The organism is Burkholderia guangdongensis (genome assembly GCF_013403875.1).
GTDB lineage: Bacteria > Pseudomonadota > Gammaproteobacteria > Burkholderiales > Burkholderiaceae > Burkholderia > Burkholderia guangdongensis.
The window spans coordinates 1-26,323 of sequence record NZ_JACBNX010000004.1 but is presented as its reverse complement, the minus strand read 5'-3'; the positions used below and the strand labels follow the sequence as shown (position 1 = coordinate 26,323).

Here is a 26,323-nt window from a genome sequence, read left to right as displayed (position 1 = left end):
GGTCATCACTTGGCACGCCTTCTGAAGTAGGCGTATTTGAAGCCCATCGCCCACAGCATACCGAAATAGAGCGCCGCGAACAGCACGAGGCACGAGCCCATCAGCGCGATCCGCGCGAGCGGCTGCGCGCGCATGCCGGTCCAGTCGAAGCTGATCGCGAGCCAGTGCATCGTGCCCGCGAGCACCAGCGACGCGCCGGCGAGCTGCACGAAAAAGCGCAGCCAGCCCGGCGACGGATGGTAGATCCCGCGCCGGCGCAGCCCCACGAACAGCAGGATCGAGTTCAGGCACGCGCCGACGCCGATGCTGAACGTGAGCCCCGCATGGCCGAGCAGCGGCACGAACACGTAGTTCGACAGCTGCGTGACGATGAGCACGCCGACCGCGATCTTCACCGGCGTCTTGATGTCCTGCTTCGCATAGAAACCCGGCGCGAGGATCTTGATCAGGATGATCCCGAGCAGCCCGACCCCGTACGTCGCGAGCGCGCGCGCGACCATCGTGACCGTATACGCGTCGAACTTCCCGTAGTTGAACAGCGTCGCCGTCAGCGGCGCCGCGAAGAAGAACAGCCCGAGCGCGCTCGGCGCGGCGAGCAGGAACGTCACGCGCAGCCCCCAGTCGAGCAACGCCGAATATTCGGTCGTATCCGCGTCGACGTGCGCCTTCGACAGGCTCGGCAGCAGGATCGTGCTGAGCGCGACGCCTAGCAGCGCGGTCGGGAACTCCATCAGCCGGTCCGCGTAGTTGATCCACGACACCGCGCCCTGCCCGAGCCGCGACGCGATGTTCGTGTTGATGATCAGCGAAAGCTGCGCGACGGACACCGCGAACGTCGCGGGCACCATCTTCGCGAGCACGCGCTTCACGCCGGGATGGCGCAGCGCGCGCGCCGGGTTGAGGCCGATCAGCGGCACCATGTCGATCTTCTTGAGGCCGGGCAGCTGCACGATGAACTGCAGCACGCCGCCGACCATCACCGCCCAGGCGAGCGCGTACACCGGCACCTTCATGTGCGGCGCGACGAACACGGCCGCGAGGATGAACGCGACGTTCAGCAGCATCGGCGCGAACGCGGGCAGCGAGAAGTTCTTGTACGTGTTCAGCACGCCGGACGCGAGCGTCGTCAGCGAAATGAGCACGATGTACGGGAACATGATCCGCGTCATCGTGACGGCGAGCGGGAACGCCTGGCCGTCGGCGCGCAGGCCCGACGCGACCGCGTACACGACCCACGTCGCGCCGACAACCCCGACGACCGACAGCGCGGCGAGCGCCCACGCGAGCACGGTCGACATCGCGTCGACGAGCGCCTTCGTCGCGTCGTGCCCCTTCTGGGTCTTGAACTCGGCGAGGATCGGCACGAACGCCTGCGAGAACGCGCCTTCGGCGGACAGGCGGCGCAGCAGGTTCGGGATGCGGAACGCGACGTAGAACGCGTCGGTGTATTGACTGGCACCGAACGCACGGGCGATCAGCGTCTCGCGGGCCAGACCGGTCACGCGCGACAGCAGCGTGAAGCCGCTGACCGTCAGCAGGGCTCGGAATAGATTCATGGGGCGCTTATTATACGGACGTTGAGCGGCCCGACGACGAAACGCGCCCGGCCGCGGCACCCGCATGCTGCATGCGGCTCACGCCCGGCTTGCCACCTGCTTGATTTTGTTGCTATAATCGCCGGTTTCTGAGCCTGTCATATGCGCGACCTATGCGTCTGTATGGCGTCATGCATGCCGGGCCTCGGTTAAAACCAACGTTTTTTTGATGCGCTCCTGGGCAATCGTTCTCAGGGGTCAGATCGACAAGCAGCGCTTGGCCGTCAGGCTCCAAGCTCTGGGAACAGGACAGGATAAGGAACCGTCATGGCTAACTCCGCACAAGCACGCAAGCGCGCCCGCCAGGCCGCGAAGGCAAACTCGCACAACTCGGCGCTGCGCTCGAAATTCCGCACCGCGATCAAGGCCGTCCGCAAGGCTGTCGAAGCCGGCGACAAGGACAAGGCCGCCGAGCTGTTCAAGCTCGCGACGAAGACGATCGACACGATCGCCGACAAGAAGATCGTCCACAAGAACAAGGCCGCTCGCAACAAGAGCCGCCTCGCCGCAGCCGTCAAGGGCCTGCAGGCCGCGCAGTAAACATCCGGTGTGCCCGCCTCGCGCGGGCGCCCCTGTTTCCTGCGATCGACGAAAAAGCCCGCGCAAGCGGGCTTTTTTATGACCAAGCCCGCTTCCGCGGGCTTTTCTGTGATCAAGCCCACTTGCGCGGGCTATTTCGTGGCCGCCACCGGCCGATATGCCGACGCGCGGCGCGCGTCACCGCGCGCCGGCCGCGTCTCATTTCTTCCCGTAGTCGGGCAGCTCGCACGCCTCGGTGACGACGAGCTCGTTGTCCTTCGCGAAGTTCATCACGAAATCGAACGCCATCGGCTCGATGTCGCGCAGACGGGAATCGACGATCACGCACTTCGTCGCGCCGAGCAGGATCGGCCGCACGTACAGCGAATACTGCAGCCGCGCATTCGGCCCGCTCGCGCCCGGCCCGAAACACGACATCACGCCGGCCAGGCGCTCCGACCAGTCGCTCGGCCGAAACGTTTTCCCGGATTTCGTGATGCCTTGTATGAAGTATTCGGTCGGCGCAGTGTCAGCCATGAGGTTCCCAAGTGACGGCACCGGCGGTGCGCGAGCGGGGTCGCCCGCGCACGAGAACGCAATGCGGAAGGCGGCGCGGATGGGCCGCCGGCGTGCGTGGCGCACCGCGATTGTGCAGTGCGGCGCGCTCGGATGATTGCCGCGTGATTACGTCAGGCAGACCGGATAGGGGCTCGCCTGCCGGGCTCGAAAAAACCTCGAAATTATACCGCAGCGCGCCATCGCGCGGCGTCACCGCGCGGCCGCTCGGGGCCCGCCCCGGCTCGTCAAAGGCGCCGAAATCCTTTATGCTGCCTGCAGTTATCACACCCGACGGCGGCGCCGTCCGGCCCGTCGGCCGGCTGAGTCCGCCGTATTTCGTTTCATGACCGCCAAAACCATTCGTCACTACCTGCAGTTCAAGGATTTCTCGCTGGAAGACTACGAGTACGTGCTCGAACGCACGGGAATCCTGAAGCGCAAGTTCAAGAACTACGAGACCTATCACCCGCTGCACGACCGCACGCTCGCGATGATCTTCGAGAAGAGCTCGACGCGCACGCGCCTGTCGTTCGAGGCCGGGATCTTCCAGCTCGGCGGCCACGCGGTGTTCATGAGCACGCGCGATACGCAGCTCGGCCGCGGCGAGCCCGTCGAGGATTCCGCGCAGGTGATCTCGCGGATGGTCGACATCATCATGATCCGCACGTTCGAGCAGGACGTGATCCAGCGCTTCGCCGAGAATTCGCGCGTGCCGGTGATCAACGGCCTGACGAACGAGTTCCACCCGTGCCAGGTGCTCGCCGACATCTTCACGTACTACGAGCATCGCGGCCCGATTCGCGGCAAGACGGTCGCGTGGGTCGGCGACGCGAACAACATGCTCTATACGTGGATCGAGGCCGCGCAGATCCTCGGCTTCAAGCTGCGCCTGTCGACGCCGCCCGGCTACGGGCTCGACATGAAGCTCGTCGCGCCCGGCAGCGCGTCGTGCTACGAGGTGTTCGACGATCCGAACGAGGCATGCAACGGCGCCGACCTCGTGACGACCGACGTGTGGACCAGCATGGGCTTCGAGGCCGAGAACGAGGCGCGGATGAAGGCGTTCGCCGACTGGTGCGTCGACGAGGAGATGATGGGCCACGCGAACCCCGACGCGCTCTTCATGCACTGCCTGCCCGCGCACCGCGGCGAGGAAGTGACGGCCGGCGTGATCGACGGGCCGCAGAGCGTCGTGTGGGACGAAGCGGAGAACCGCCTGCACGTGCAGAAGGCGTTGATGGAGTTCCTGCTGCTCGGCAAGCTCAAGCACTGATCCGCGCGTATCAAGCGCGTATCAAGCACGTATCAAGCGCACGTGACGCGCACGTCACGCGCGCGAAAGAACCGCGAAAGCGCCGATCGTCGATCGGCGCTTTTCGTTTGCGCGGCGCGGCGCGCCGCTCAGCCGAGCACCGGCTGCGTCTCGGCGAAGCTCGACCGCGCGCGGATCGCCGCCTGCGCGCGCCGCACGTTCGGATACTTGCCGAGCAGCGCGGCGCCTTCCGGGAACATCTCGACGTACGCGAGGATCGGCGCCAGGAACAGATCCGCCATCGAGCGCTCGGTGCCGACCAGATAGTCGCGCTCGCCGTACGCGCCGTCGAACGCCTGAAGCTGCGCGTCGATGTCGGGCAGCGCCGCGTCGATGACCGCGCGATCGGGCTGGCCGTTCTCGCCCTTCGGGAACACGTACTGCAGCACGTAGCGGCGCACCATCGCGTCGTACGCGTGGCAGTTGACGAGGCTGATCCACTGCTCGCCGCGCGCATGCGCGGTCGCGCCCCATTGCGGCAGCAGGCTCGGGCCGTCGAACGCCTCGTCGACGTAGGCGAGGATCGCGCGCGTCTCGTAGAACGACACCGGCCCGTCGCAGAACGCCGGAATGCGCCCGAACGGGTTGTGCGCGAGCACGTCCGGCGAATGCGGCGGCGCCGGATCGAGCGTGTACGCGACGCCCTTCTCCGCGAGCGCCATCCGTACCGTGCGGACGTAAGTGCTGCGCGTGTCGCCGATCACGCGGACCGTGCCCGCGCTGCCCGCCGGATCGAGCAGATCGCTGAGCCGGTTGAACACCGACTGCCAGCCGCCCATGTGCGAATCGCGCGCCTGCGTGCTCGGAAAGCCGCTGTGGCGCATGTGCAGATCGGTGCCGCCGTCCTTGTCGGTGAACGTGACTTCGATCAGCGTCTTCAGCTCGGGCGGCATCGAGCCCGACTCCCATGCCCACGTGTACGCGAGAAAGTCGACGCGATCGACCTTCTGATATTCGCCGACCACGATGTGCCGCGATCCCTCGCGTGTGCCCATCACGATGCGGTATCGGCCGCCGACGCGCGCGTCGGCGCTCGCCTCGATCACGGTCATCCCGCGCGGGCAGTGCCAGGCCGCGAGCGCGGTTTCGTTCGTGAACGCGTCGAACACGCGCTCGCGCGGCGCGCGAATGAAGCGGTGCAATTCCAGATGAAACGTCGCGGCTTGACTCATGGCTTCTCCCGTTGCGGTGAACGCGTGTCCGGCACGGCGGCGGCGTCCTGCCCGGCGCCGGACGACGCTTCGACAAACACTTTCAGGCGATCGAGGCTGTCTTCCCAGAATTGCCGATAGGTTTCGAGCCAGTCGTGCGCATCGCGCATCCCGTCCGCACGCAGCCGGCAGATCCGCCAGCGCGCGTTGACCTCCCGCTCGATCAGGCCGGCGTCCGACAGCACGCGCAGATGCTTCGAGATCGCCGGCGCCGACATGTCGAACGGCCGCGCGAGCTCGCCGACAGGCGCCGCGCCCTCCGCCAGACGGACCAGGATCGCGCGGCGGGTCGGGTCGGCCAGCGCGGCGAATACGGCGGAAAGGGAGTCGGGTGTCGATCGCATGACTTCATTTAACCTCAAGGTTAAATGAAGTTCAAGGAAAATGCGACGCCGCCGGCCTCAGACGCAGAGCGGCTCCGGCTCGAGCTCGACGCCGAAGCGCTCCTTCACGTCGCGCTGGATCGCGTGCGCGAGCGCGAGCACGTCCGCGCCGGTCGCGCCGCCGCGATTGACGAGCACGAGCGCCTGCCGGTCGTGCACCGCCGCCGCGCCGAGCGCGCGCCCCTTCCAGCCGCAGAGGTCGATCAGCCAGCCGGCCGCGAGCTTCACACGGCCGTCCGGCTGCGGGTACGACACGACATCCGGTGCGTGCGCGCGCAGCGCGTCGAACTGCGCGGCGTCGATCACCGGGTTCTTGAAGAAGCTGCCCGCGTTGCCGAGCGCGAGCGGATCCGGCAGCTTCGCGCGACGGATCGCGACGACCGCGTCGAACACGTCGCGCGGCGCCGCGTCGGCGGGCGCGATCCCGCGCGCGTCGAGCTCGCGCGCGACGTCCGCGTAGCCGAGCCGCGGCGTCCAGCGCTTCGGCAGCCGGAACGTCACCGACACGATCGCGAACCGCGCTCGCCCTTCGCGCTTGAAGAAGCTGTCGCGATAGCCGAACGCGCAGCGCGCGGCGTCGAAGCGCTCGCTTCGACCCGTCGCGAGCTCGATCGCGACGAGCGAATCGAAGTACGTCTTCATCTCGAGCCCGTACGCGCCGATGTTCTGGATCGGCGCCGCGCCGACCGTGCCCGGAATCAGCGCGAGGTTCTCGAGGCCCGGCATCCCGTGCTCGAGCGTCCAGGCGACGAACGCGTGCCAGTTCTCGCCGCCGCCCGCCTCGACGAGCCACGCGTCGCCGTCCTCGCGCACGGCGCGGCGGCCGGCGATCTCGTCGATCAGCACGACGCCGTCGAAGTCGCGCGTGAACACGACGTTGCTGCCACCGCCCAGCACGAGCCGCGGCAGATGCGCGATGCGCGCGTCGCGATGGAGCGCGTCGAACTGCGCGGCGTGCGCGATGCGCGCGGCGAAGCGCGCGCGCACGTCGAAGCCGAACGTGTTGTGCGCGCGCAGCGGGTAGTCGGGGAGCAGCGTCAGGGCGGAATCGGCGTCGGACATCGGCAATCTGCGGCAATCGGAATGAAGCAGCCCGGCCGGCGCGAAACGAGCGGCGGGCGGCGGGCGGCCTTGGGCAAACGAGGGGGCTACCGGTAAAATGGCGGACAGTCCGCCATTATAGCGAGCGCCCGCGCACGAGCCGGGCCCGCACGTTTCGAAGGGAGAATGCCATGCCATCGTTCGACGTCGTCAGCGAAGCGAACATGATCGAAGTGAAGAACGCCATCGAGCAGTCGAACAAGGAGATTTCGACGCGCTTCGATTTCAAGGGCTCCGACGCGCGCGTCGAGCAGAAGGAGCGCGAGCTGACGCTGTTCGCCGACGACGACTTCAAGCTCGGCCAGGTCACCGACGTGCTGCTCGGCAAGATGGCCAAGCGCAACGTCGACGTGCGCTTCCTCGATTACGGGAAGGTCGAGAAGATCGGTGGCGACAAGGTCAAGCAGGTCGTGACGGTGAAGAAAGGCGTGTCCGGCGATCTCGCGAAGAAGATCGTGAAACTCGTGAAGGACAGCAAGATCAAGGTGCAGGCGAGCATCCAGGGCGACGCGGTGCGCGTGGCCGGCACGAAGCGCGACGATCTGCAGAGCGTGATCGCGATGCTGCGCAAGGACGTGACCGACACGCCGCTCGACTTCAACAACTTCCGCGACTGAGCGTCGCGGGGCGGGCCGGCGCAGCCGGCCCCACGTTTCCTCATCCGGCGCGGCCGGCCCACCCGTTTCCTCATCCGGCGCGGCCGATCACGCGCGAGCGCGCCGCGCTTGCGCGGTCAGGCCCGCCCGCCGTCCGGCGTCTGGCCGTCGGCGCCCCCCTTCTTCTTTTCGCCGATCCGGCTCTCTTCGCCGGCGAGCAGCTTGCGGATATTCGCGCGGTGGCGCCAGATCAGCAGCGCGCTCATCGCGAGCACCGCCCATGCAACCGGATTGTGCCGCGTGCCGAACAGGAACACGTCGAACACCGGCGCGAACACGGCCGCGCACAGCGCGGCGAGCGACGAATAGCGGAAGAAGAACGCGACGATCAGCCAGGTCAGCAGCGTCGCGACGCCGAGCACCGGGCTCACCGCGAGCAGCACGCCGGCCGCCGTCGCGACGCCCTTGCCGCCCTGGAAGCGGAAGAACACCGGATACAGATGGCCGAGGAACACCGCGATCGCGGCCCACGCGAGCGCGACGTCGCCGAAGCCGAAGCGCCTCGCGAGCCAGACGGCGAACCAGCCCTTGAACGCGTCGCCGGCGAGCGTCAGGATCGCCGCCTTCTTGTTGCCGCTGCGCAGCACGTTGGTGGCGCCGGGGTTCTTCGATCCGTACGAGCGGGGATCGGCGAGACCCATCGCGGCGCTGACGACGACGGCGAACGACACCGAGCCGATCAGATAGGCAGCGAGGGCGACGAGCAGGATCTGCATGCGAAGGACTCTTCTTTCAACATATTGGGGGAAGGACGGCCGCGCGGTGCGGCCCGGCGCGGCGTGGCGTGACCAATGCGGCGCTCATTCTACCGAAGCCGCGGCCGGCCGGATCGCGCGCGTCACTCGACGCTCGCGCATTGCACCGGCTTCGCGCCGAGCAGCGCCGTCAGCACCGCCGGGTCGAGGCTGACCAGATAGCCGCGCCGGCCGCCGTTCAGGTAGATCGTCGGCAACGCGAGGACCGTCGATTCGACGTAGACGGGCATCGCCTTGCGCGTGCCGAACGGCGACGTGCCGCCGACCAGATAGCCCGAGTGCCGGTTCGCGACGTCCGGCTTGCACGGCTCGACGCGCTTCGCGCCGATCTGCCGCGCGAGGTTCTTCGTCGACACCGTGCGGTCGCCGTGCATTAGCACGATCAGCGGTTTCGCGTGCTCGTCCTCCATCACGAGCGTCTTCACGACGATGTGCTCGTCGACGCCGAGCTGGCGCGCCGATTCGCCGGTGCCGCCATGCTCGACGTATTCGTACGGATGCTCGCCGAACGCGACGCGATGGCGGCGCAATAGCTGGGTCGCGGGCGTTTCGGACACGTGTCGGGTTTTGCTCATGGGCGGGATTTTAACGGCGAACGCGCCGAAACCGCGCGCGCATCGTCGCGCTATGCGCGGGGATGGTGCTTCGCATGCAGCGTCCTCAGCCGCTCGCGCGCGACGTGCGTGTAGATCTGCGTCGTCGAGATGTCGCTGTGCCCGAGCAGCAGCTGCACGACGCGCAGATCGGCGCCGTGGTTCAGCAGATGCGTCGCGAACGCGTGGCGCAGCGTGTGCGGCGACAGGTGCGTGCGCACGTCGGCCGCCTGCGCGTGGCGCTTGATGATGTTCCAGAACTGCTGGCGCGTCATCCCGTCGCCACGGCCGGTGACGAACAGCGCGTCGGCCGCGCGCGCACCGAGCAGCGCGGGCCGCGCGTCGCGCAGATAGCGCGTGATCCAGTCGGCGGCGACCTCGCCGAACGGCACGAGCCGCTCCTTCGAGCCCTTCCCCATCACGCGCACGACGCCGTCGTTCAGGCCGACCTCGACCGTCTTCAGCGTGACGAGCTCGCTCACGCGCAGCCCGCTCGCGTACATCAGCTCGAGCATCGTGCGGTCACGCAGCCCGAGCGGCGTATCGACGTCGGGCGCGCCGAGCAGCGCGTCGACCTGGGCTTCGGACAGCGTCGACGGAAAGCGCGCCGCCTGCTTCGCCGACACCACGCGCAGCGTCGGATCGGCGGCCGCGCGATGCTCGCGTATCGCCCAGCCGTAGTAGCGGCGGAACACCGACAGGCGCCGGTTCGACGACGTCGCCTTGCCGTCGCTGCGCGCCGCGATGTAGCGCTCGACCATCGTCTGCGTGACGGCGTCGAGCGCCGTGTCGTGCGTGCGCGCGAGCCACTGAGAAAACAGCGCCAGATCGCGCCGGTACGCGTCGAGCGTGTTGCGCGCGAGCCCGTGCTCGAGCCACATCGCATCGCAGAACGCGTCGATCGACGCGCGGCTCGCGACGAACGCGGGCGACGCGTCGAGCGCGTCGCGGTCTTCCTCTGAAAGCAACGGCTCGCTCATTGGTACGGCACGCCCTCGTGCGCGAGCAGCCAGCGCTTGACCTTCACGAAGTAGCCGTCGCCGTCGTGATTCGCGAAGCCGCCGATCCCGCCCGACGCGACGACGCGATGGCACGGAATCACGAGCGGAAAATAGTTCGCGCCGCACGCCTGGCCGACCGCGCGCGGCGCGCTGCCGATCTGCTTCGCGAGCTGGCCGTAGGTCAGCACGACGCCGGGCGGAATCGCGCTGATCGCATCCCACACGCGATGCTGGAACGCGGTGCCGACGTCGGCGAGCGGCAGGTCGAACGTCGCGGACGCGCGCTCGAAATAGCGCTCGATCTGCTGCGCGGTGCGCTTCGCGAGCGGCGAGGCCGGCGCGATGCTCTTCACCGAATCGGGCAGATAGACGATCTCCCGCACCACCGACGCATCCGTGCGAATGCCGATCTTGCCGAACGGCGCGTCGATCACTGCATCGAACATCGTTGTCTCCTCAAGACGAACCGGAACGTCATACCCAAACGTCAGTTTACGCCGTGCTCACGCGGCGCGCAGCGCCCACTCGACGTGCTCGCGCACGAGCGGCGACGCGTCGGCGGCGCGCGCGCGCAGCGCGGCGACGATCGCGTCGCGCGCAGCCGGCGACAGCCGCTCGCGCGGCGCGCGCAGCGCGTTGCCGAGCCCGACCGCGAGATTGCGCAGCCAGCACGCGTAGCCGATGCGGCGGATCGCGCTGCCCTGCATCCGCTCGTCGAACTCGGCGGCGCTCCAGCCGAACAGCTCGACGAGCGTCGCGCGGTCGAGCCCGTGCCGCACGTCGAAATCGGCGACGGGCGCGGCCTGCGCGAACTTGTTCCACGGGCAGACGAGCTGGCAGTCGTCGCAACCGTACACGCGGTTGCCGATCAGCGGCCTCAGATCCTCCGGAATGCTGCCCTTCAGCTCGATCGTCAGATACGAGATGCAGCGCCGCGCATCGACGCGATACGGCGCGACGATCGCGCCGGTCGGGCACGCGGCGATGCAGCGCGTGCAGCTGCCGCAGTGCGCGCCCGGCGTCTGCGGCGCCGTGTCGGGCGACGTGTGCGCATCGGTCGGCAGCGGTATATCGACGTAGATTTCACCAAGGAAGAACAGCGAGCCCGCGTCGCGCTGCAGCACCAGCGTGTGCTTGCCGCGCCAGCCGATACCGGCCTTCTGCGCGAGCTCGACCTCGAGCACCGGCGCCGAATCGGTGAACACGCGGTAGCCGAACCCGCCGATCTCGCGCTCGATGCGCTCGGCGAGCGTCTGCAGGCGGTTGCGCAGCACCTTGTGATAGTCGCGGCCGCGCGCGTAGATCGACACGACCGCGGCCTGCGGATCGTCGAGCCGCGCGAGTTCGCGTGCGCGCCAATCGCGCGGCGCGGGATCGGCCGGCACGGCAGCGGCCGTCTGGGCGGCGGCCGTCGCGACGTCGGTGCGGGCATCGGCACGTACATCCGGGAGAGCGTCCACGGCGAGCGTGTCGCGCGGCAGATACGCGAGCCGCGCGGAGATCACGCGTCGCGTACCGGCCACAAGTTCGGCCGGCCGCGCGCGTTTCATCCCATGTTTGGCCATATAATCCATTTCGCCGTGGCAACCGGCTTCGAGCCAGGCGGCGAGCCCCGCTTCGGCATCCGAGAGATCGGTATCGCTGATGCCGATCGCCCCGAAACCCAGTTCGCGCCCCCATGCCCTGATGCGTGCGGCGAGCGCGACGAGCGCCGTCTCGTCGAGGACGCGCGGCGACACCGCCTCGTCATGTGACGAAGATGTGTCGGGTGCGGCGCGTTCCGGTAATCGGTTCATCGCACTATTTTACGAGAATGCCAGCCACGCCCAGCCACCTGCCTCAAACGCCCGCGCTGCCCGCGGCGCTCGCGGAGCGCACGATCGCGCTGCCCGACGAGGCGGCGACCCACGCGTTCGGCGCACGCTTCGCGCAGGCGCTCGACGCGACGCGCGGCGCGCTCCTTCACGCGCACGCGTTCGACGGGTTGCAGATCCAGCTCGTCGGCGACCTCGGCGCGGGCAAGACCACCGTCGTGCGCGCGATCCTGCGCGGCCTCGGCCATCGCGGCCGCGTGCGCAGCCCGACCTACACGCTCGTCGAACCGTACGCGCTCGAACGCGACGACGGGGAACTCGAGGTCTATCACTTCGATCTGTATCGATTCAACGATCCGGCCGAATGGTCAGACGCCGGCTTTCGCGAATATTTCAATTCCAGCGCGATCTGCCTCGTCGAATGGCCGCAACAGGCGGGCACGCTGCTCGGCGTCCCGGATCTCGTGTTATCGCTCGACGTGGACGGCGACGGCCGCGCCCTCACCGCACGGGCATACAGCGTTTCAGGAAAGGCATGTCTCGAAAGATGTTGATCAAACCGTTCCGCTCGATCGAATCGGCGGCCACCGCGACGCACAACTGGCGCCGCCGCCAGATCCTGTGCGCGGGCGCGTCGACGCTGGTGCTCGGCCTCGTCGCGCCGCGGCTCGCGCATGCGAGCTCGGTGCTCGGCGTGCGCGTGTGGCCCGCGCGCGATTACACGCGCGTCACGATCGAATCCGACCAGCCGCTGCAGAACAGCCAGCAACTGCTGCAGGCGCCCGACCGCCTCGTCGTCGACCTCACCGGCCTCGATCTCGACGAGGCGCTGCGCGATCTGGTGTCGAAGATCGCGCCGAACGATCCGCAGATCCGCTCGGTGCGCGTCGGCCAGTATCAGCCGCACGTCGTGCGGATGGTGTTCGACCTGAAGGGCTCGGTGAAGCCGCAGGTGTTCACGCTGCCGCCCGTCGGCACCTACCGCTACCGGCTCGTGTTCGACCTGTATCCGGCCGTCGCGCCCGATCCGCTGACCGACCTGATCGCGCAGACCGAGCGCAAGGAGCAGCAGCTCAACGATGCCACGCGCGCGCAGCAACAGGTTCAGCCGCCGACCGCGCTCAACGGCCCGGCCGCGCCGCCGTCCGGCGCAGACGGCAGCGACGCGTTCTTCCAGCGCTTCGCGCAGAACACGCCCGCGCCGCGCACGCCGCCCGCGGCAGGCGGCGCGCCCGCGGCGCCCGCGAAGCCATCGGTCAAGCCGTCGGTCAAGCCGCCCCCCGCCGTCGCGAACAACAACGACGGCGGCAAGGACGACGGCGGCGACGCCAGCGACAGCAGCGACGCGTACGCGTTCACCGCGCCGAAGTCCGGCAAGGGCGGCACCGTGCGCCTGTTGACGGTCGCGGTCGATCCGGGCCACGGCGGCGAGGATCCGGGCGCGATCGGCGGCGGCGGCACGTACGAGAAGCACGTCGCGCTCGACATCGCGAAGCGGCTGCGCGCGAAGATCGACGCGGCGCCGAACATGCGCGCGATGATGACGCGCGACGCGGACTTCTTCGTGCCGCTGAACGTGCGCGTGCAGAAGGCGCGGCGCGTCGGCGCGGATCTGTTCGTGTCGATCCACGCGGACGCGTTCACGACGCCGGCCGCGCGCGGCTCGTCGGTGTTCGCGCTGTCGGAGCACGGCGCGTCGAGCGCGGCCGCGCGCTGGATGGCGAACAAGGAGAACTCGTCGGATCTGATCGGCGGGATCAACGTCAAGACGCAGGACGCGACCGTGAACCGCGCGCTGTTCGACATGTCGACGACCGCGCAGATCCGCGATTCGCTGCGCTACGGCGGCTACGTGCTGAAAGAGGTCGGCACGATCAACAAGCTGCACAAGGGCTCGGTCGAGCAGGCCGGGTTCGCGGTGCTGAAGGCGCCGGACATTCCGTCGATCCTCGTCGAGACCGCGTTCATCAGCAATCCGGAAGAGGAAGCGAAGCTCAACGACGAAAGCTATCGCGACCAGATGGCCGACGCGATCTTCCGCGGGATCAAGCGCTATTTCGCCGCGAATCCGCCGCTCGCGAAGAACCGGATGGCGTGACGCGGCGCCGCAGCAGCTTGCCGCCGAACACGTTGAACCCGAGCCCGCCCATCACGAGCGCCGCGCCGGCGAGTTGCGCGCGCGTCAGCGCTTCGCCGAGCAGCAGCGACGACGACGCGAGCCCGACGATCGGCACGAGCAGCGAGAGCTGCGCGACCTGCGCGGCCGGATAGCGCGACAGCAGCCGGCTCCACAGCCCATAGCCGAGCAGCGTCGCGACGAACGCGAGATACGCGACCGCGAACACCGACGACAGCGTCAACGAGCCGAGCGCGGCGACGATCTGCCGCGGCCCCTCGAACCCGAGCGACAGCAGCAGGAACGGCACGGGCGGCACGAGGCTCGCCCACACGATCACCGATACGAGCTCGGCCTGCCCGAGCTTCTTCGTCACGATGTTGCCGAGCGCCCACATCGCGGCCGCGCAGATCGTCAGCGCGAAGCCCGCGAGCGTCATCGCGTGCCCGCCGTCCGTCGCGATCACCGCGAGCCCGGCCGCCGCGATCGCGAGGCCGACGAGGTTCTGCGCGCGCATCCGCTCGCCGAGGAACAGCGTCGCGAACACGAGCGTGAAGAACGCCTGCGACTGCAGCACGAGCGATGCGAGCCCGGCCGGCATCCCGACCGCCATCGCGGTGAACAGGAACGCGAACTGGCCGAGCTGGATCGTCGCGCCGTACAGCAGCAGGAGCCGCCACGAGATCTTCGGGCGCGGCACGAAGAACACCGCCGGCACCGCCGCGAACACGAAGCGCAGCGCGCCGAGCAGCATCGGCGGCATCCCGTGCAGCCCGACCTTGATCACGACGAAGTTCACGCCCCAGGCCAGAATCACCACGAGTGCGAGCAGCAGATCCTTCGGGGCCATCATCGTCGTCTCCTCGGTGCGCAGGCGTGAAACGGGTCAGTCTACCGGGATTCGGTGAACGCTTCAGAAACCCGCGCGGCGCGCATGGAAACGGTTCGTGCGGCCGCGACGCAGTGACCGGCGACGACCGGCGGCGACCAGCGGCGGCCGGTGCCGGTACAATGGGCCGCATCCCCGTCGCCACCACAGGTTCCCGCCATGACCGACTCCATTCGAGCCCTGCTGAAGCCGCACGTGCACGACATCGGCAATCTTCTCGTGCGGCGCGTGCTGCCCGCGCTCGCCGCGCGCCTCGTCGGCCCGTTCATCTTCTTCGATCACATGGGGCCGGCCGAGCTGCCGGCCGGCAGCGGCCTCGACGTGCGCCCGCATCCGCACATCGGGCTCGCGACCGTCACGTACCTGTTCGACGGCGCGATCCTGCACCGCGACAGTCTCGGCTCGGTGCAGCCGATCACGCCGGGCGACGTGAACTGGATGACCGCCGGCCGCGGGATCGTCCACTCGGAGCGCACGCCGGATGCGCTGCGCGCAAGCGGCCACACGATCCACGGGATCCAGACCTGGATCGCGCTGCCGGTCGCGCACGAGAACGATCCGCCGTCGTTCGAGCATCATCCGGCCGACACGCTGCCGAAGCTCGCGCGCGACGGCGTCGCGCTGACCGTGATCGCCGGCGACGCGTTCGGGCTGCGCGCGCCCGTCTCGACGTTCTCGCGCACGCTGTACGTCGCCGCCGAGTTCGAGGCCGGCGGCCGCATCGTGCTCGACGCGTCGCACGAGGAACGCGCGGTCTATCTGGTCGACGGCGCGCTGTCGATCGACGGCGTGCCGCTCGAGCCCGAGCGGATGGCGGTGCTCGCGCCGGGCGCGGACGTCGCGCTGACGAGCGACGCCGGCGCGCGCGCGATGCTGCTCGGCGGCGACAAGATCGACGGCGAGCGCTTCATCGAATGGAATTTCGTCGCGAGCAGCCGCGAGGCGATCGAACGTGCGAAAACCGCGTGGACGCAGCAGCAGATGGGCCAGGTGCCGGGCGAGACCGAGTGGATTCCGCTGCCCGAGCGCAAGCCGCGTTGAAAAACGCGGGGGCGCCCCCATCCTGAGCACATTCGAACCCGAGAGAACGACATGGACACCAACCTTGCCACCTTCGAGAAGGACGTGATCGACGCGTCGCTCGACACGCCCGTGCTGGTCGACTTCTGGGCGCCGTGGTGCGGCCCCTGCAAGACGCTCGGCCCGCTGCTCGAAAAGCTCGAGAACGATTACGAAGGCCGCTGGAAGCTCGTCAAGGTCAACGTCGACGAAAACCCGGAGCTCGCCGGCCACTTCCAGACGCGCAGCATCCCGCACGTGATCGCGTTCGCGGACGGGCGTCCGGTCGACCAGTTCGTCGGCGTGCTGCCGGAAGGCCAGTTGCGCGCGTTCCTCGACCGGCTGCTGCCGGCGCCCGAGGAGGCGCAGCGGCAGGCGGCGCAGGCCGCGCTCGCCGAATCGCGCATCGGCGACGCGCGCAGCCATCTCGAAGCGGCGCTCGCGCTGAACCCCGGCTACGACGACGCGCGGCTCGACCTGATCGAGCTGCTGCTCGCGCAGAACGCGGTCGACGCGGCGCGCGACGAGGCCGCGCGGCTGTCGCCGCAGACGACGCAAGGCGACGATCCGCGCTACCAGGCGATCGTCGCCCGCTTCGAAGCGCTCGACGCGACGACCGACCTGCCGCCGACCGACGCGCTCGAGGCGAGCGTCGCGGCCGATCCCGCCGATCTGCAGGCGCGCTTCGACCTCGCGCAGGCGCTGATCGCGCGGCGCAATTACGACGGCGCGCTCGAGCAGCTGCTCGAGATCGTCAAGCGCGACCGCGCGTTCGGCGACGATCTCGGCCGCAAGACGATGATCTCGGTGTTCGAGCTCGCGAGCTACCAGCCGGAGCTCGTCGCCGCGTGGCGGCGCAAGCTGAGCATGGCGCTCAACTGATCGACGAGGCCGGCGCCCGCCGGCCTTTTTTAGCTTCCGGCGCGCCCGGGCCTCCGGCGCGCGCTAGCTTCCCGCACGCGCCGCGATCGCGCGCAGCGCATGCGCGGCGGCCGCGAAGCCGAAGCTCGCGGTCACGCAGACGCTCGAGCCGAAGCCCGCGCAGTTCAGCCCCGCGACACCCGCGGCCGCGGACGGCTCGGTGCCGTCGTCGATGTCGCACGCGGCGACTTCCGGATAGATCAGCGGCTCGTCCGAGTAGACGGCCGCGACCTTGAAGCGCGCCTTCGGCCCGCGCGCAAAGCCGTGGTGCTTGCGCAGTTGCGCGCGCACCTTCGACAGCAGCGGGTCCTGGATCGTCAGTGCGAGATCGTCGATGCGGATCCGCGTCGGGTCGAGCTGGCCGCCCGCGCCGCCGACGGTCACGAGCGGCTGCCCGCGCGCGACGCACCACGCGATCAGCGCGACCTTCGTGCGCACGCTGTCGATCGCGTCGATCACGTAATCGAACCCGCCGCCGAGCAGCGCGTCGAAGTTCTCGGGCTCGGCGAAATCCTCGACCCGCCGCACGCGGCACGCCGGATCGATCAGCGCGATCCGCTCGGCCATCGCGTCGACCTTCGCCTTGCCGTAGTTGCCGTCGAGCGCGTGGATCTGCCGGTTCGTGTTGCTCTCGGCGACGTTGTCGAGATCGATCAGCGTCAGCGTGCCGACCGCGCTGCGCGCGAGCGCCTCGGCGGTCCACGAGCCGACGCCGCCGATCCCGATCACCGCGACGTGCGCACGCTCGAACGCGGCGAGCGCGGCCGGGCCGTACAGCCGGCCGATCCCGCCGAAGCGCCGCGCACGATCGGCGTCAAACGGCTCCGGAGGGCTCGGGTTAAGATCGACAGGTGTCGGGACGGGGTCGGATGCGGACATGGCGGCAGGGAAAACGGAAGTCGTGCAGCCCGCTATTTTGCCTGATCGCCGCGCGCCCGACGCGGCGCTGCCACGCAGGAATCTTCGGGCTTCGCTATACTAATTTCATGATTGAAGCGTTCGCATAACATGACGACACTCGCCGATCTCCGTATCAATTATTCCCGCGCGTCGCTCGACGAAGCCGACGCGAACCCCGACCCGTTCGCGCAGTTCGACCGGTGGTTCAAGGAAGCGCTCACGGCGAAACTTCCCGAACCAAACACGATGACACTCGCGACCGTCGGTGCCGACGGACGGCCATCCGCACGGATCGTGCTGATCAAGGGCGTCGACGCGCGCGGCTTCGTGTTCTTCACGAACTACGACAGCCGCAAGGGCCGCGACCTCGCCGCGCATCCGTACGCGGCGCTGCTGTTCTACTGGATCGAGCTCGAGCGCCAGGTGCGCATCGAGGGCCGCGTCGAGAAGACGAGCGCCGACGAAAGCGACCGCTACTTCGCGTCGCGCCCGCTCGGCTCGCGAATCGGTGCGTGGGCATCCGAGCAGAGCGCGGTGATCGACGGCCGGGCGACGCTCGAAGCGCGCGAGAAGGCGCTTGCCGATCGGTATGGCGGCGAGCCGCCGCGTCCGCCGCACTGGGGCGGCTATCGCGTCGTGCCCGATGCGTTCGAATTCTGGCAGGGCCGCCCGTCGCGGCTGCACGACCGGCTGCGCTACACGCGCGAGCCCGATGCGCCGCACGGTTGGACGATCGATCGCCTGTCGCCGTAGCAGCGCTCGCGCGCCGATGGCGCGCGCTTCGCGGTTTCGCACGGATTCCGGGCGCCCGCCTCGCTTGCGGGCGGGCGCCGTCAAGAAGCTAGGCTGTATTCATTTCAACGAACTTCGGAGATTCGAAATGTTCTGGGAAAAGAAGCTGGCACAGTGGGCGGACGATGTACGAGCAAAGGCGGACATCCCCGCGCGCCTCGTGCTGTGGAACGGCGATCAACTGGACTTCGGCACGTTCGCGGCGCCGCAGGTCACGCTGAAGGTCAATAGCGCGTCGGCACTGCCGCTTCTGCTGGAACCGAGTCTCGACAACCTCGGCGAAGCATACGTGCAGGGCAAGATCGACATCGAGGGCAAACTGTCCGACATCATCAACATCAGCTACTCGCTCGCGCGCAGCACGGTCACGAGCGCGAGCAAGCTCGCGCGCGTGCGGCGCTACTTCAGTCACTCGAAGACGGCCGACAAGAAGGCAATCCAGTATCACTACGACGTGTCGAATGCGTTCTACGAGCTCTGGCTCGACGAGAACATGGTCTATTCGTGCGCGTACTTCGAGAACGGCGACGAAGACCTCGCGACCGCGCAGATCAAGAAGATCGACCACATCCTGACGAAGATCCGGCTGCAGCCCGGCCAGCGCCTGCTCGACATCGGCTGCGGCTGGGGCGCGCTCGTGCTGCGCGCGGCGGGCAAATTCGGCGCGCGCTGCGTCGGCGTCACGCTGTCGCAGAACCAGTTCGACCTCGCGACCGAGCGCGTCCGGGCCGCCGGCCTTCAGGATCTGATCGAAATCCGCCTGCAGGACTACCGCGAAATCAACGGGCAGTTCGACCGGATCACGAGCGTCGGGATGTGCGAGCACGTCGGTCGCAAGAACCTGCCGCTTTATTTCGCGAAGATTGGCGAGCTGCTGACCGACGACGGGATCGCGATGAATCACGGGATCACGTCGACCGACGCCGACAGCGGCGAAACCGCGCTCGGCGGCGGCGAATTCATCGACCGCTACGTGTTCCCGGACGGCGAGCTGCCGCACATCAGCCTCGCGCTCGAAGCGGCGCAGCGCGGCGGGCTCGAGGCGATCGACATCGAAAGCCTGCGCCGGCACTACGCGCGCACGCTCGAAATCTGGACCGAGAACTTCGAGACGCACGCGGAAGAAGCGCGCAGGCTCGTCGACGACGAGAAATTCCGCATCTGGCGCGTGTATCTGGCCGGCTGCGCGTATGCGTTCGAGCACGACGACGTGTCGATCTTCCAGATGGTGTGCCGCAAGGCCGGCCAAAGCGCAAAAACGTTGCCGTGGTCGCGACGCTACATGTACGAAAACGCGCTGCCGCGCGACGCGGCGGTGCCTCACACCGGCACGCATGGGTGACGGCAGCGCACGGCGCGGGCAACCGCGCGATCCGGACGGGCCGCCGCCGGATGGGCAGGATCGGCACGATGGGCAATTCGATCTGTTCGGCGCGGCGTCCGGCGACGATGCCGGCCGACTGACGAACGACGCGAACGAAGCGAACGAAGCGGCGGACGATCCGCCGCCCGCCGCTGCGAAGAAGCGCCGGCGCGGCGTCGCGCCGGCCCCGATCGCACCGGACGTCGCCGCCGCCGCGGCCGCGTTGCCGCCGAACGTGCGGCTCGGCACGTCGTCGTGGTATTTCCCCGGCTGGGACGGCATCGTGTTCGACGGCGACTACGCGCAGACGAAGCTCTCCCGCGAAGGCCTCGAAGCGTACGCGCAGCATCCGCTGCTGAAGAGCGTCAGCCTCGATCGCTCGTTCTACGCGCCGCTGTCGGTCGCCGACTATCTGCGCTACGCGCAGCAGGTGCCGGACGACTTCCGCTTCGTCGTGAAGGCGCCGGCGTCGGTCACCGACGCGGTCGTGCGCGGCCGGCGCGGCGAGCCGTCGGGGCCGAACCCGACGTTTCTCGACGCGACGCTCGCGACCGACGAATTCGTCAAGCCGTGCCTCGAAGGCCTGGGCCGCAAGGCGGGCGTGCTCGTGTTCCAGTTCTCGCCGCTGCCCGACAACCTGCTCGCCGATCCGGCCGCGCTGATCGACCGGATCTCCGCGTTCCTCGCGGCGCTGCCGCCTTTACCACCACTCACGGCCGACGACGGTCCGCGCTACGCGGTCGAGATCCGCGACGCGAGCCTGCTCACGCCGCGCTTCATCCGCGCGCTCGCGGCGCTCGGCGTGCGCTACTGCGTCGGCCTGCATGCGCGGATGCCGGATCCGCCGCGGCAGGCGGCCGCGCTCGCGCTGCTCGACGGCGACGCGCCCGGCCCGCTGATCGTGCGCTGGAGCCTGCACGGCGGCTTCAAGTACGAGCAAGCGAAGGCGAAATACGAGCCGTTCGACCGACTCGTCGACGAGGATCCGGTCACGCGCGCCGCGCTCGCCAAACTGGTCGCGCGCTACGTGCTGGCCGGGCAGCCGGTCACGATCACGATCAACAACAAGGCGGAAGGCTCCGCGCCGCTGTCGTGCATCGCGCTCGCGCGCGAAATCGCCGCCGCGTGCGCGCAGGCGCGCGGCGACACCGCCGGCTAGGCACGCGGACCGCCTGCCTGCCGGCGCCGAACGACGCAAACCCGCGCGCGAACCGCTCGCACGCCCTCGCTCACCCGCTCACCCGCTTACCCACGCCGGGACTTCAGCCGGTGCGCGAACTTCTGGCGGAATTTCGCGAGCTTCGGCCCGATCACGACCGCGCAGTAGCCCTGGCCCGGATTGCGCGCGTAATAGTTCTGGTGATAATCCTCGGCCGGCCAGTAATTGCCGCCGAGCGGCTCGACCTGTGTGACGATCGGCTGCGCGTACACGCCCTCGCGCTCGATCTCGCGGATCACGTCGAGCGCGGTGTCGCGCTGCGCGTCCGAGTGCGTGAACACGACCGACCGGTACTGCGTGCCGACGTCGTTCCCCTGCCGGTTCAACTGGGTCGGATCGTGCGTCGCGAAGAAGATTTCGAGAATCTCGCGATACCCGATGCGCGCCGGATCGAACGTCACGGCGACAACTTCCGCGTGGCCGGTGTCGCCGTCGCAGACGTCGCGGTAGCCCGGATTGCGCGTATGGCCGCCCGCGTAGCCGGATTCGACGGCCGTCACGCCGTCGACGTCGAGGAACACGGCCTCCTGGCACCAGAAACAGCCGCCGCCCAGCGTTGCCACTTCGCTCATGTCTGCACCTCGGGGGAAAGAGTCTTCAAAGTGCTCAGTATAGGAACCCGGACGCCCGGCGGGGGAAAAGACCCGCGCGCCGCAAGGCCGGCACGCGCGGGCGAGCGGGTGGCGTGGCGCTCACGCCGGCTGCGGCGGATCGAGCCGGAAGAACGCGACCGCGCGGGTGAGTTGGCGCCCCTGATCCTCGAGCGAGCGCGCGGCGGCCGCGGCTTGCTCGACGAGCGCGGCGTTCTGCTGCGTGACGCCGTCCATCTGCGAGATCGCGACGTTCACGCGCTCGATCCCGAAGCTCTGCTCGCTCGACGCCGCGGCAATCTCGCCCATGATGTCGGTCACGCGCGCGACCGCGTGCGTGACCTCGGCCATCGTGCGGCCCGCGTGGCCGGCAAGCGCCGAGCCGTCCCGGACCTTCTGCACCGACGCGCCGATCAGGTCCTTGATCTCCTTCGCCGCGCTCGACGAGCGCTGCGCGAGGCTGCGCACCTCGCTCGCGACGACCGCGAAGCCGCGCCCCTGCTCGCCCGCGCGCGCGGCCTCGACTGCCGCGTTCAGCGCGAGGATGTTGGTCTGAAACGCGATCCCCTCGATGATCCCCGTGATCTCGGCGATCTTCGTCGAGCTCTGGCTGATGTCGTCCATCGTGTCGACGACCTCGCCGACGACCGTGCTGCCCTTCTGCGCGATCTCCGACGCGCTCGTCGCGAGCATGCTGGCCTGCTGCGCGTTCTCCGCGTTCTGCCGCACCGTCGACGTCAGCTCCTCCATGCTCGACGCGGTTTCCTGCAGCGACGACGCCTGCTGCTCGGTCCGCGACGACAGATCCTGGTTGCCGGATGCGATCTGGCTCGAGCCCGTCGCGATGTTCTCGCTCGCCGAGCGAACCTGCCCGATCAGCCGCACGAGGCTTTCCTGCATCGCGCCCATCGACGCGAGCACGCTGCCGTCGGGCGCCGCGCGCATCCCGTCGACGGAGCTCAGGTCGCCTTCGGCGACGCGGCGCGTCACGTCGCCGAGCGTGCCCGGCTCGGCGCCGAGCGCGCGCGTGAAGCTGCGCGTGATCATCAGCGCCGCGATCACCGCCGCACTCGCCGCCGCGATGCTGATCACGATCAGCAGCAGCCGCTGCAGCACATAGCGCGCGTCCGACTCGCGCAGCATCTGCTGCGCGCGCGTGCGCGTGTAGTCGCTGTAGGCATCGGTCGCCTTGATCAGCGCGACGAGCAGCGGCCGGCCCTGCTCGTTCGTCATCCGGATCGCTTCGTCGTGGCGCCCCTGCAGCGTGGCATCGACGATCGCGAGCGTAATCGGCCCGTAGCGGTGCTCGATCCGTTCGATCTCGGCCTCGAGGCGCCGCGCGTCGTCGGTCGTGTCGGTCGCGCTCGCGATCTTCTCGTTGAGCGCTTTCAGCTTCGCCTGCACTTGCGCGTGCGCCTGCGCGACGGCCTGCTTCTCGAGCTCAAGATCGCCCGGATTCGTCACGAGCACCAGATTGCGCGCGGCGATCGCGCGCCGGTCGACCGCCGCCCGGACGTCCTCGACCAGCCCCGCACGCGCGCTGACCCCGTTCACGTAGCTGGCGAAGCGGTCGTTCGCCCCCGCGAGCGCGAACAGCGCGAGGCCCGACACGAACAGCACCAGCGCCGCGAACAAGCCGAACGCGGCGGTCAGCTTCGCCCTGACCGTCAAATTACCTACATTCATCTTTCGTTTACCTGTCTGACGTGAAAGACAGGAGTTACGGCAAGGGGCCGGATAACTTGAGGTTCGACCGGGCCGGCCACGCGCGATTCCGCTAAAATCGGGGCCATTCACCCCGATTCCAGAAGAACTGCCTTGCCGCCCCTCGTCCGTTTCACACGTTTCACACGTTTCGCTCTTTCCGCCCGCTGTGCACGCACGCCGCGGGTTTCGCTCCGGACGCCCCGCCGATGACCCGCGCCAGCCCGCCGAACTTCGATTCCGCCATGTTCCGGCAAGCGCTCGGCCAGTTCGCGACCGGCGTGACCGTGATCACGACGCGCGCGCCGTCCGGGCAACTGATCGGGATCACCGCGAGTTCGTTCAATACGGTGTCGCTCGCGCCGCCGCTCGTGCTGTGGAGCCTCGCGCAGCGCTCGGCGTCGATGCCGGTGTTCCGCAGCAACAGCCATTACGTGATCAACGTGCTCGCGGCCACGCAGGTCGAGCTGTGCAAGCGCTTCGCGACCGTCAAGGGCGACCGTTTCGAAGGCGTGTCGCACGCGGCCGGCGAATCGGGGATGCCGGTGCTCGACGGCGCGCTCGCGTGGTTCGAGTGTCACAACCGCAGCCGCTACGACGAAGGCGATCACGTGATCTTCGTCGGCGAGGTCGAGCGCTGCGGCGTGCATCCGGACGCCGCCGATCTCGCGCCGCTCGTGTTCCACGGCGGCGCATTCCACGGCCTCACATCGCTTTGACGGGCCCGGTGCGGGCCAGCGCGACGGGCGGGCCCGCTTCGTCCTTCAGCGTCTGCAGCACGATGTTCGAGCGGATGTCCATCACGCCCGGCGCCTTGTAGAGCCGGTTCAGCACGAAGTCGGAATAGTGCTTCAGGTTGTGCGCGAGCACGCGCAGCAGATAGTGGCTCTCGCCCGTCACCACGAACGCGCTGGCGACTTCCGGCCATTCGCGCAGCGCGTCGGCGAAGCGCTCGTGCCATTGCGTCTCCTCGTTGCGCATCGACACCTGGACGAACGCCTCGAGTTCGAAGCCGAGCTTTTCGCGGCTCAGGCACGCGCGATAGTGCTCGATCACCCCCTGCTCTTCGAGCAGCCGCATGCGGCGCAGACAGGCCGACGGCGACAGTGCGATCCGTTCGGCCAGATCGAGGTTGCTGATTCTGCCCTCCTCCTGCAGTACCGCGAGAATTCGGCAGTCGGTGGCGTCTAGCGTGATGCCATGCATTTTTTGGTCTCCGTTTTCCCTCCTATTCGAATTATCTGTCAATCCGGCCGATTGTCCATGTCTATTTCGCAAGCACCTTTTGCGGACATCCGCCTATCATGCGAAGCATCCATCCACCGTTCATGCCGCATGCACAAGCTCTGGGACATCACGCCTTCCATCGCCGCTGAAACGCCCGTCTGGCCCGGCGACACGCCGGTGTCGATCGAGCGCGTGTGGCGCATCGAAGCCGGCTCGCCCGTCAACGTCGCGCGGCTCACGCTGTCGCCGCACACGGGCGCGCATGCGGACGCGCCGCTCCATTACGCCGCCGACGGCGCGCCGATCGGCGCGGTGCCGCTCGACGCGTATCTCGGCCCGTGCCGCGTGATCCACTGCATCGGCGCATCGCCGGTCGTCGAGCCCGGCGACGTCGCGGCCGCGCTCGACGGCACGCCGCCGCGCGTGCTGCTACGCACGTACGCGCACGCGCCCGTTTCCGAGTGGGACCCGCGATTCTGCGCGGTCGCGCCGGCGACGATCGACCTGCTCGCCGCGCACGGCGTACGCCTCGTCGGCATCGACACGCCGTCGCTCGACCCGCAGGAATCGAAGACGATGGACGCGCACGCGCGCATCCGCGCGCATCGGATGGCGATTCTCGAAGGGATCGTCCTCGACGACGTCCCGGCCGGCGACTACGAGCTGATCGCGCTGCCGCTGAAGCTCGCGACGCTCGACGCGAGCCCGGTGCGCGCGGTGCTGCGCGAACTGGCGCCGCGCTGAAACGCGCGTTGAAACAAATACATCGCGCCCGCCTCGCCGGCGCGAACCCACCATCCATTTCATTGGGGAGACAACCGTGAATTCCGGTCATATGCAGCCGCCCGGCGACGACGCACCGTCGGGCTGCCCGTTCTCGGGCGCACGCGCAACACAGGAAGCAACCCACGAAGCCACTCACGAAGCGTCGCACGTGCCCGGCGGGCCCGACGACGGAGCCGGCTGGCACAACGCGCAGCTCGATTTCTCGAAGTCGATGAGCTACGGCGACTATCTGTCGCTGGAGCCGATCCTGAACGCGCAGCATCCGCTGTCGCCGGACCACAACGAGATGCTGTTCATCATCCAGCATCAGACGAGCGAGCTGTGGATGAAGCTCGCGCTGTACGAGTTGCGCGCGGCGCTCGGCGCGGTCCATCGCGACGAACTGCCGCCCGCGTTCAAGATGCTCGCGCGCGTGTCGCGGATTCTCGAGCAGCTCGTGTCCGCGTGGAGCGTGCTCGCGACGATGACACCGTCCGAATATTCGGCGATGCGGCCGTACCTCGGGCAGTCGTCCGGGTTCCAGTCGTACCAGTATCGGCAGATCGAATTCCTGCTCGGCAACAAGAATCCGCAGATGCTGCAGCCGCATGCGCACCGGCCCGACGTGCTCGCGCAGGTGCGCGCGACGCTCGAGGCGCCGTCGTTCTACGACGAGGTGATCCGCCTGCTCGCACGGCGCGGCTTCCCAATCGCGCCGGAACGGCTCGAGCGCGACTGGACGCAGCCGACGCTGCACGACCAGACGGTCGAGGACGCGTGGCTCGAGGTCTACCGCAATCCGCAGGCGCACTGGGAGCTTTACGAGATGGCGGAGGAGCTCGTCGATCTCGAGGATGCATTCCGGCAATGGCGGTTCCGGCACGTGACGACGGTCGAGCGGATCATCGGGTTCAAGCAGGGAACCGGCGGGACGAGCGGCGCGCCCTATCTGAGGAAGATGCTGGACGTCGTGCTGTTTCCGGAGCTTTGGCATGTGAGAACAGTGCTTTGAGCTCCGCACGCGCGGTGTTATTCAGGAATGCCGCCGCTGATGCGCCTGCATGTACGCGCGCAGGAGCTTGTTGATGCGCGTCTGGTAGCCATGACCTTGCGACTTGAACCAACTCAGTACGTCGGCATCCGGAGGTATCCGGAATTTCGTGTGTGAGGCGGGTTGAGACTCAGATTCCGATATTGAATCGCTCCGGGTAAAGCAGTGCAAACTGCGTCATCGCGCCTTTCCAATCGTGCCGGGAGCCGGTCCACTTGGCAACGACGTT

At 68.4% G+C, this 26,323-nt stretch carries 28 protein-coding genes and 1 pseudogene; 13 read left to right on the top strand and 16 right to left on the bottom strand.

What is annotated here, in order from left to right:
* Positions 1-5: 5 nt before the first annotated feature.
* Positions 6-1,622: a murein biosynthesis integral membrane protein MurJ gene (gene murJ / locus HZI36_RS04980; RefSeq protein WP_425485201.1), complete on the bottom strand. Its 1,617-nt coding sequence runs from the start codon at positions 1,620-1,622 to the stop codon at positions 6-8.
* A gap of 240 nt (positions 1,623-1,862) precedes the next feature.
* On the opposite strand from murJ, the gene rpsT reads away from it, so the two are divergent.
* On the top strand, positions 1,863-2,135 hold the full coding sequence (gene rpsT, locus HZI36_RS04975; protein WP_179401526.1) for a 30S ribosomal protein S20: 273 nt from the start codon (positions 1,863-1,865) through the stop codon (positions 2,133-2,135).
* Between the two features lie 198 nt (positions 2,136-2,333).
* Here rpsT and HZI36_RS04970 read toward each other — a convergent pair whose 3' ends face one another.
* The gene (locus tag HZI36_RS04970; RefSeq protein WP_179401525.1) at positions 2,334-2,651 is read right to left on the bottom strand and encodes a DUF3579 domain-containing protein; all 318 of its coding nucleotides are present in this window, start codon (positions 2,649-2,651) and stop codon (positions 2,334-2,336) included.
* A gap of 364 nt (positions 2,652-3,015) precedes the next feature.
* Between HZI36_RS04970 and argF the strand changes: the two genes are divergently transcribed.
* Complete coding sequence (gene argF / locus HZI36_RS04965) at positions 3,016-3,945, top strand: ornithine carbamoyltransferase (protein ID WP_179401524.1); 930 nt, start codon at positions 3,016-3,018, stop codon at positions 3,943-3,945.
* Positions 3,946-4,073: 128 nt separating this feature from the next.
* Here argF and HZI36_RS04960 read toward each other — a convergent pair whose 3' ends face one another.
* The 3 genes from HZI36_RS04960 to murB are packed head-to-tail and all read right to left on the bottom strand — an operon-like array spanning position 4,074 to position 6,646.
* Positions 4,074-5,156 carry an SRPBCC domain-containing protein gene (locus HZI36_RS04960; protein ID WP_179401523.1) on the bottom strand — a complete coding sequence of 361 codons (1,083 nt, stop codon included), beginning with the start codon at positions 5,154-5,156 and terminating at the stop codon, positions 4,074-4,076.
* Entirely contained in the window at positions 5,153-5,539 is a 387-nt protein-coding gene (locus HZI36_RS04955; RefSeq protein WP_179401522.1) for an ArsR/SmtB family transcription factor, read from the bottom strand. The genes HZI36_RS04960 and HZI36_RS04955 overlap by 4 nt, the downstream gene beginning before the upstream one ends.
* Positions 5,540-5,596: 57 nt before the next feature.
* Entirely contained in the window at positions 5,597-6,646 is a 1,050-nt protein-coding gene (gene murB, locus HZI36_RS04950) for a UDP-N-acetylmuramate dehydrogenase (protein ID WP_246326967.1), read from the bottom strand.
* 164 nt (positions 6,647-6,810) lie between these two features.
* Here murB and HZI36_RS04945 point away from each other — a divergent pair, with 164 nt between their 5' ends.
* The gene (locus HZI36_RS04945; RefSeq protein ID WP_179401520.1) at positions 6,811-7,296 is read left to right on the top strand and encodes a YajQ family cyclic di-GMP-binding protein; all 486 of its coding nucleotides are present in this window, start codon (positions 6,811-6,813) and stop codon (positions 7,294-7,296) included.
* Between the two features lie 116 nt (positions 7,297-7,412).
* Here the strand turns inward: HZI36_RS04945 and plsY are convergent, their stop codons facing one another.
* The 5 genes from plsY to queG all read right to left on the bottom strand — a co-directional run bounded on the left by plsY (position 7,413) and on the right by queG (position 11,480).
* The gene (gene plsY / locus HZI36_RS04940; RefSeq protein WP_179401519.1) at positions 7,413-8,051 is read right to left on the bottom strand and encodes a glycerol-3-phosphate 1-O-acyltransferase PlsY; all 639 of its coding nucleotides are present in this window, start codon (positions 8,049-8,051) and stop codon (positions 7,413-7,415) included.
* Between the two features lie 122 nt (positions 8,052-8,173).
* Positions 8,174-8,665 (bottom strand): aminoacyl-tRNA deacylase, encoded by a 492-nt coding sequence (locus HZI36_RS04935; protein ID WP_179401518.1) that lies wholly within the window; start codon positions 8,663-8,665, stop codon positions 8,174-8,176.
* Between the two features lie 50 nt (positions 8,666-8,715).
* Positions 8,716-9,663, bottom strand: a complete 948-nt coding sequence (gene xerD, locus HZI36_RS04930) for a site-specific tyrosine recombinase XerD (protein ID WP_179401517.1) — start codon at positions 9,661-9,663, stop codon at positions 8,716-8,718.
* Positions 9,660-10,130 (bottom strand): methylated-DNA--[protein]-cysteine S-methyltransferase, encoded by a 471-nt coding sequence (locus HZI36_RS04925; RefSeq protein WP_179401516.1) that lies wholly within the window; start codon positions 10,128-10,130, stop codon positions 9,660-9,662. Before HZI36_RS04925 ends, xerD begins: the two co-directional genes overlap by 4 nt.
* A gap of 57 nt (positions 10,131-10,187) precedes the next feature.
* On the bottom strand, positions 10,188-11,480 hold the full coding sequence (gene queG, locus HZI36_RS04920; RefSeq protein WP_179401515.1) for a tRNA epoxyqueuosine(34) reductase QueG: 1,293 nt from the start codon (positions 11,478-11,480) through the stop codon (positions 10,188-10,190).
* A 17-nt stretch (positions 11,481-11,497) separates the two neighbouring features.
* Here queG and tsaE point away from each other — a divergent pair, with 17 nt between their 5' ends.
* Together tsaE and HZI36_RS04910 are read left to right on the top strand one after the other, a co-directional pair.
* Entirely contained in the window at positions 11,498-12,052 is a 555-nt protein-coding gene (tsaE, locus tag HZI36_RS04915) for a tRNA (adenosine(37)-N6)-threonylcarbamoyltransferase complex ATPase subunit type 1 TsaE (protein ID WP_179401514.1), read from the top strand.
* The gene (locus HZI36_RS04910) at positions 12,034-13,596 is read left to right on the top strand and encodes an N-acetylmuramoyl-L-alanine amidase (protein ID WP_179401513.1); all 1,563 of its coding nucleotides are present in this window, start codon (positions 12,034-12,036) and stop codon (positions 13,594-13,596) included. The genes tsaE and HZI36_RS04910 overlap by 19 nt, the downstream gene beginning before the upstream one ends.
* On the opposite strand, the gene HZI36_RS04905 is transcribed toward HZI36_RS04910, so the two are convergent.
* Positions 13,544-14,464, bottom strand: coding sequence for an EamA family transporter (locus tag HZI36_RS04905; RefSeq protein WP_179401823.1), 921 nt, complete (start codon positions 14,462-14,464; stop codon positions 13,544-13,546). The genes HZI36_RS04910 and HZI36_RS04905 overlap by 53 nt on opposite strands.
* A 198-nt stretch (positions 14,465-14,662) precedes the next feature.
* Between HZI36_RS04905 and HZI36_RS04900 the strand changes: the two genes are divergently transcribed.
* Positions 14,663-15,544: a pirin family protein gene (locus tag HZI36_RS04900; protein WP_179401512.1), complete on the top strand. Its 882-nt coding sequence runs from the start codon at positions 14,663-14,665 to the stop codon at positions 15,542-15,544.
* A 51-nt stretch (positions 15,545-15,595) separates the two neighbouring features.
* Positions 15,596-16,444: a thioredoxin gene (gene trxA, locus HZI36_RS04895; RefSeq protein ID WP_179401511.1), complete on the top strand. Its 849-nt coding sequence runs from the start codon at positions 15,596-15,598 to the stop codon at positions 16,442-16,444.
* Between the two features lie 63 nt (positions 16,445-16,507).
* Here trxA and HZI36_RS04890 read toward each other — a convergent pair whose 3' ends face one another.
* Positions 16,508-17,362, bottom strand: a complete 855-nt coding sequence (locus HZI36_RS04890; RefSeq protein ID WP_179401510.1) for a tRNA threonylcarbamoyladenosine dehydratase — start codon at positions 17,360-17,362, stop codon at positions 16,508-16,510.
* A 129-nt stretch (positions 17,363-17,491) separates the two neighbouring features.
* On the opposite strand from HZI36_RS04890, the gene pdxH reads away from it, so the two are divergent.
* From pdxH to HZI36_RS04875, 3 genes are all read left to right on the top strand, one after another.
* Positions 17,492-18,136 (top strand): pyridoxamine 5'-phosphate oxidase, encoded by a 645-nt coding sequence (gene pdxH / locus HZI36_RS04885; RefSeq protein WP_179401509.1) that lies wholly within the window; start codon positions 17,492-17,494, stop codon positions 18,134-18,136.
* 127 nt (positions 18,137-18,263) lie between these two features.
* Positions 18,264-19,517, top strand: a complete 1,254-nt coding sequence (locus tag HZI36_RS04880) for a class I SAM-dependent methyltransferase (RefSeq protein ID WP_179401508.1) — start codon at positions 18,264-18,266, stop codon at positions 19,515-19,517.
* A complete protein-coding gene (locus tag HZI36_RS04875) occupies positions 19,510-20,697 on the top strand; it encodes a DUF72 domain-containing protein (RefSeq protein WP_179401507.1) in 1,188 nt (395 codons plus the stop codon). Before HZI36_RS04880 ends, HZI36_RS04875 begins: the two co-directional genes overlap by 8 nt.
* Positions 20,698-20,783: 86 nt before the next feature.
* Here HZI36_RS04875 and msrA read toward each other — a convergent pair whose 3' ends face one another.
* Both msrA and HZI36_RS04865 read right to left on the bottom strand, forming a co-directional pair.
* Positions 20,784-21,329 carry a peptide-methionine (S)-S-oxide reductase MsrA gene (gene msrA / locus HZI36_RS04870; RefSeq protein WP_179401506.1) on the bottom strand — a complete coding sequence of 182 codons (546 nt, stop codon included), beginning with the start codon at positions 21,327-21,329 and terminating at the stop codon, positions 20,784-20,786.
* Positions 21,330-21,402: 73 nt separating this feature from the next.
* Positions 21,403-23,033: pseudogene (locus tag HZI36_RS04865) on the bottom strand (methyl-accepting chemotaxis protein); the annotation flags it as partial.
* Positions 23,034-23,260: 227 nt separating this feature from the next.
* Between HZI36_RS04865 and HZI36_RS04860 the strand changes: the two are divergent.
* Positions 23,261-23,770, top strand: coding sequence for a flavin reductase family protein (locus HZI36_RS04860; RefSeq protein ID WP_179401504.1), 510 nt, complete (start codon positions 23,261-23,263; stop codon positions 23,768-23,770).
* Here HZI36_RS04860 and HZI36_RS04855 read toward each other — a convergent pair.
* Positions 23,757-24,257 carry an Lrp/AsnC family transcriptional regulator gene (locus HZI36_RS04855; RefSeq protein ID WP_179401503.1) on the bottom strand — a complete coding sequence of 167 codons (501 nt, stop codon included), beginning with the start codon at positions 24,255-24,257 and terminating at the stop codon, positions 23,757-23,759. The genes HZI36_RS04860 and HZI36_RS04855 overlap by 14 nt on opposite strands.
* Before the next feature lie 129 nt (positions 24,258-24,386).
* Here HZI36_RS04855 and kynB point away from each other — a divergent pair, with 129 nt between their 5' ends.
* Together kynB and kynA are read left to right on the top strand one after the other, a co-directional pair.
* Positions 24,387-25,022, top strand: a complete 636-nt coding sequence (kynB, locus tag HZI36_RS04850) for an arylformamidase (protein WP_179401502.1) — start codon at positions 24,387-24,389, stop codon at positions 25,020-25,022.
* Between the two features lie 91 nt (positions 25,023-25,113).
* On the top strand, positions 25,114-26,055 hold the full coding sequence (gene kynA, locus HZI36_RS04845) for a tryptophan 2,3-dioxygenase (protein ID WP_179401822.1): 942 nt from the start codon (positions 25,114-25,116) through the stop codon (positions 26,053-26,055).
* A gap of 21 nt (positions 26,056-26,076) precedes the next feature.
* On the opposite strand, the gene HZI36_RS04840 is transcribed toward kynA, so the two are convergent.
* Positions 26,077-26,265, bottom strand: a complete 189-nt coding sequence (locus HZI36_RS04840; RefSeq protein ID WP_179401501.1) for a BrnA antitoxin family protein — start codon at positions 26,263-26,265, stop codon at positions 26,077-26,079.
* Positions 26,266-26,323: the final 58 nt, after the last annotated feature.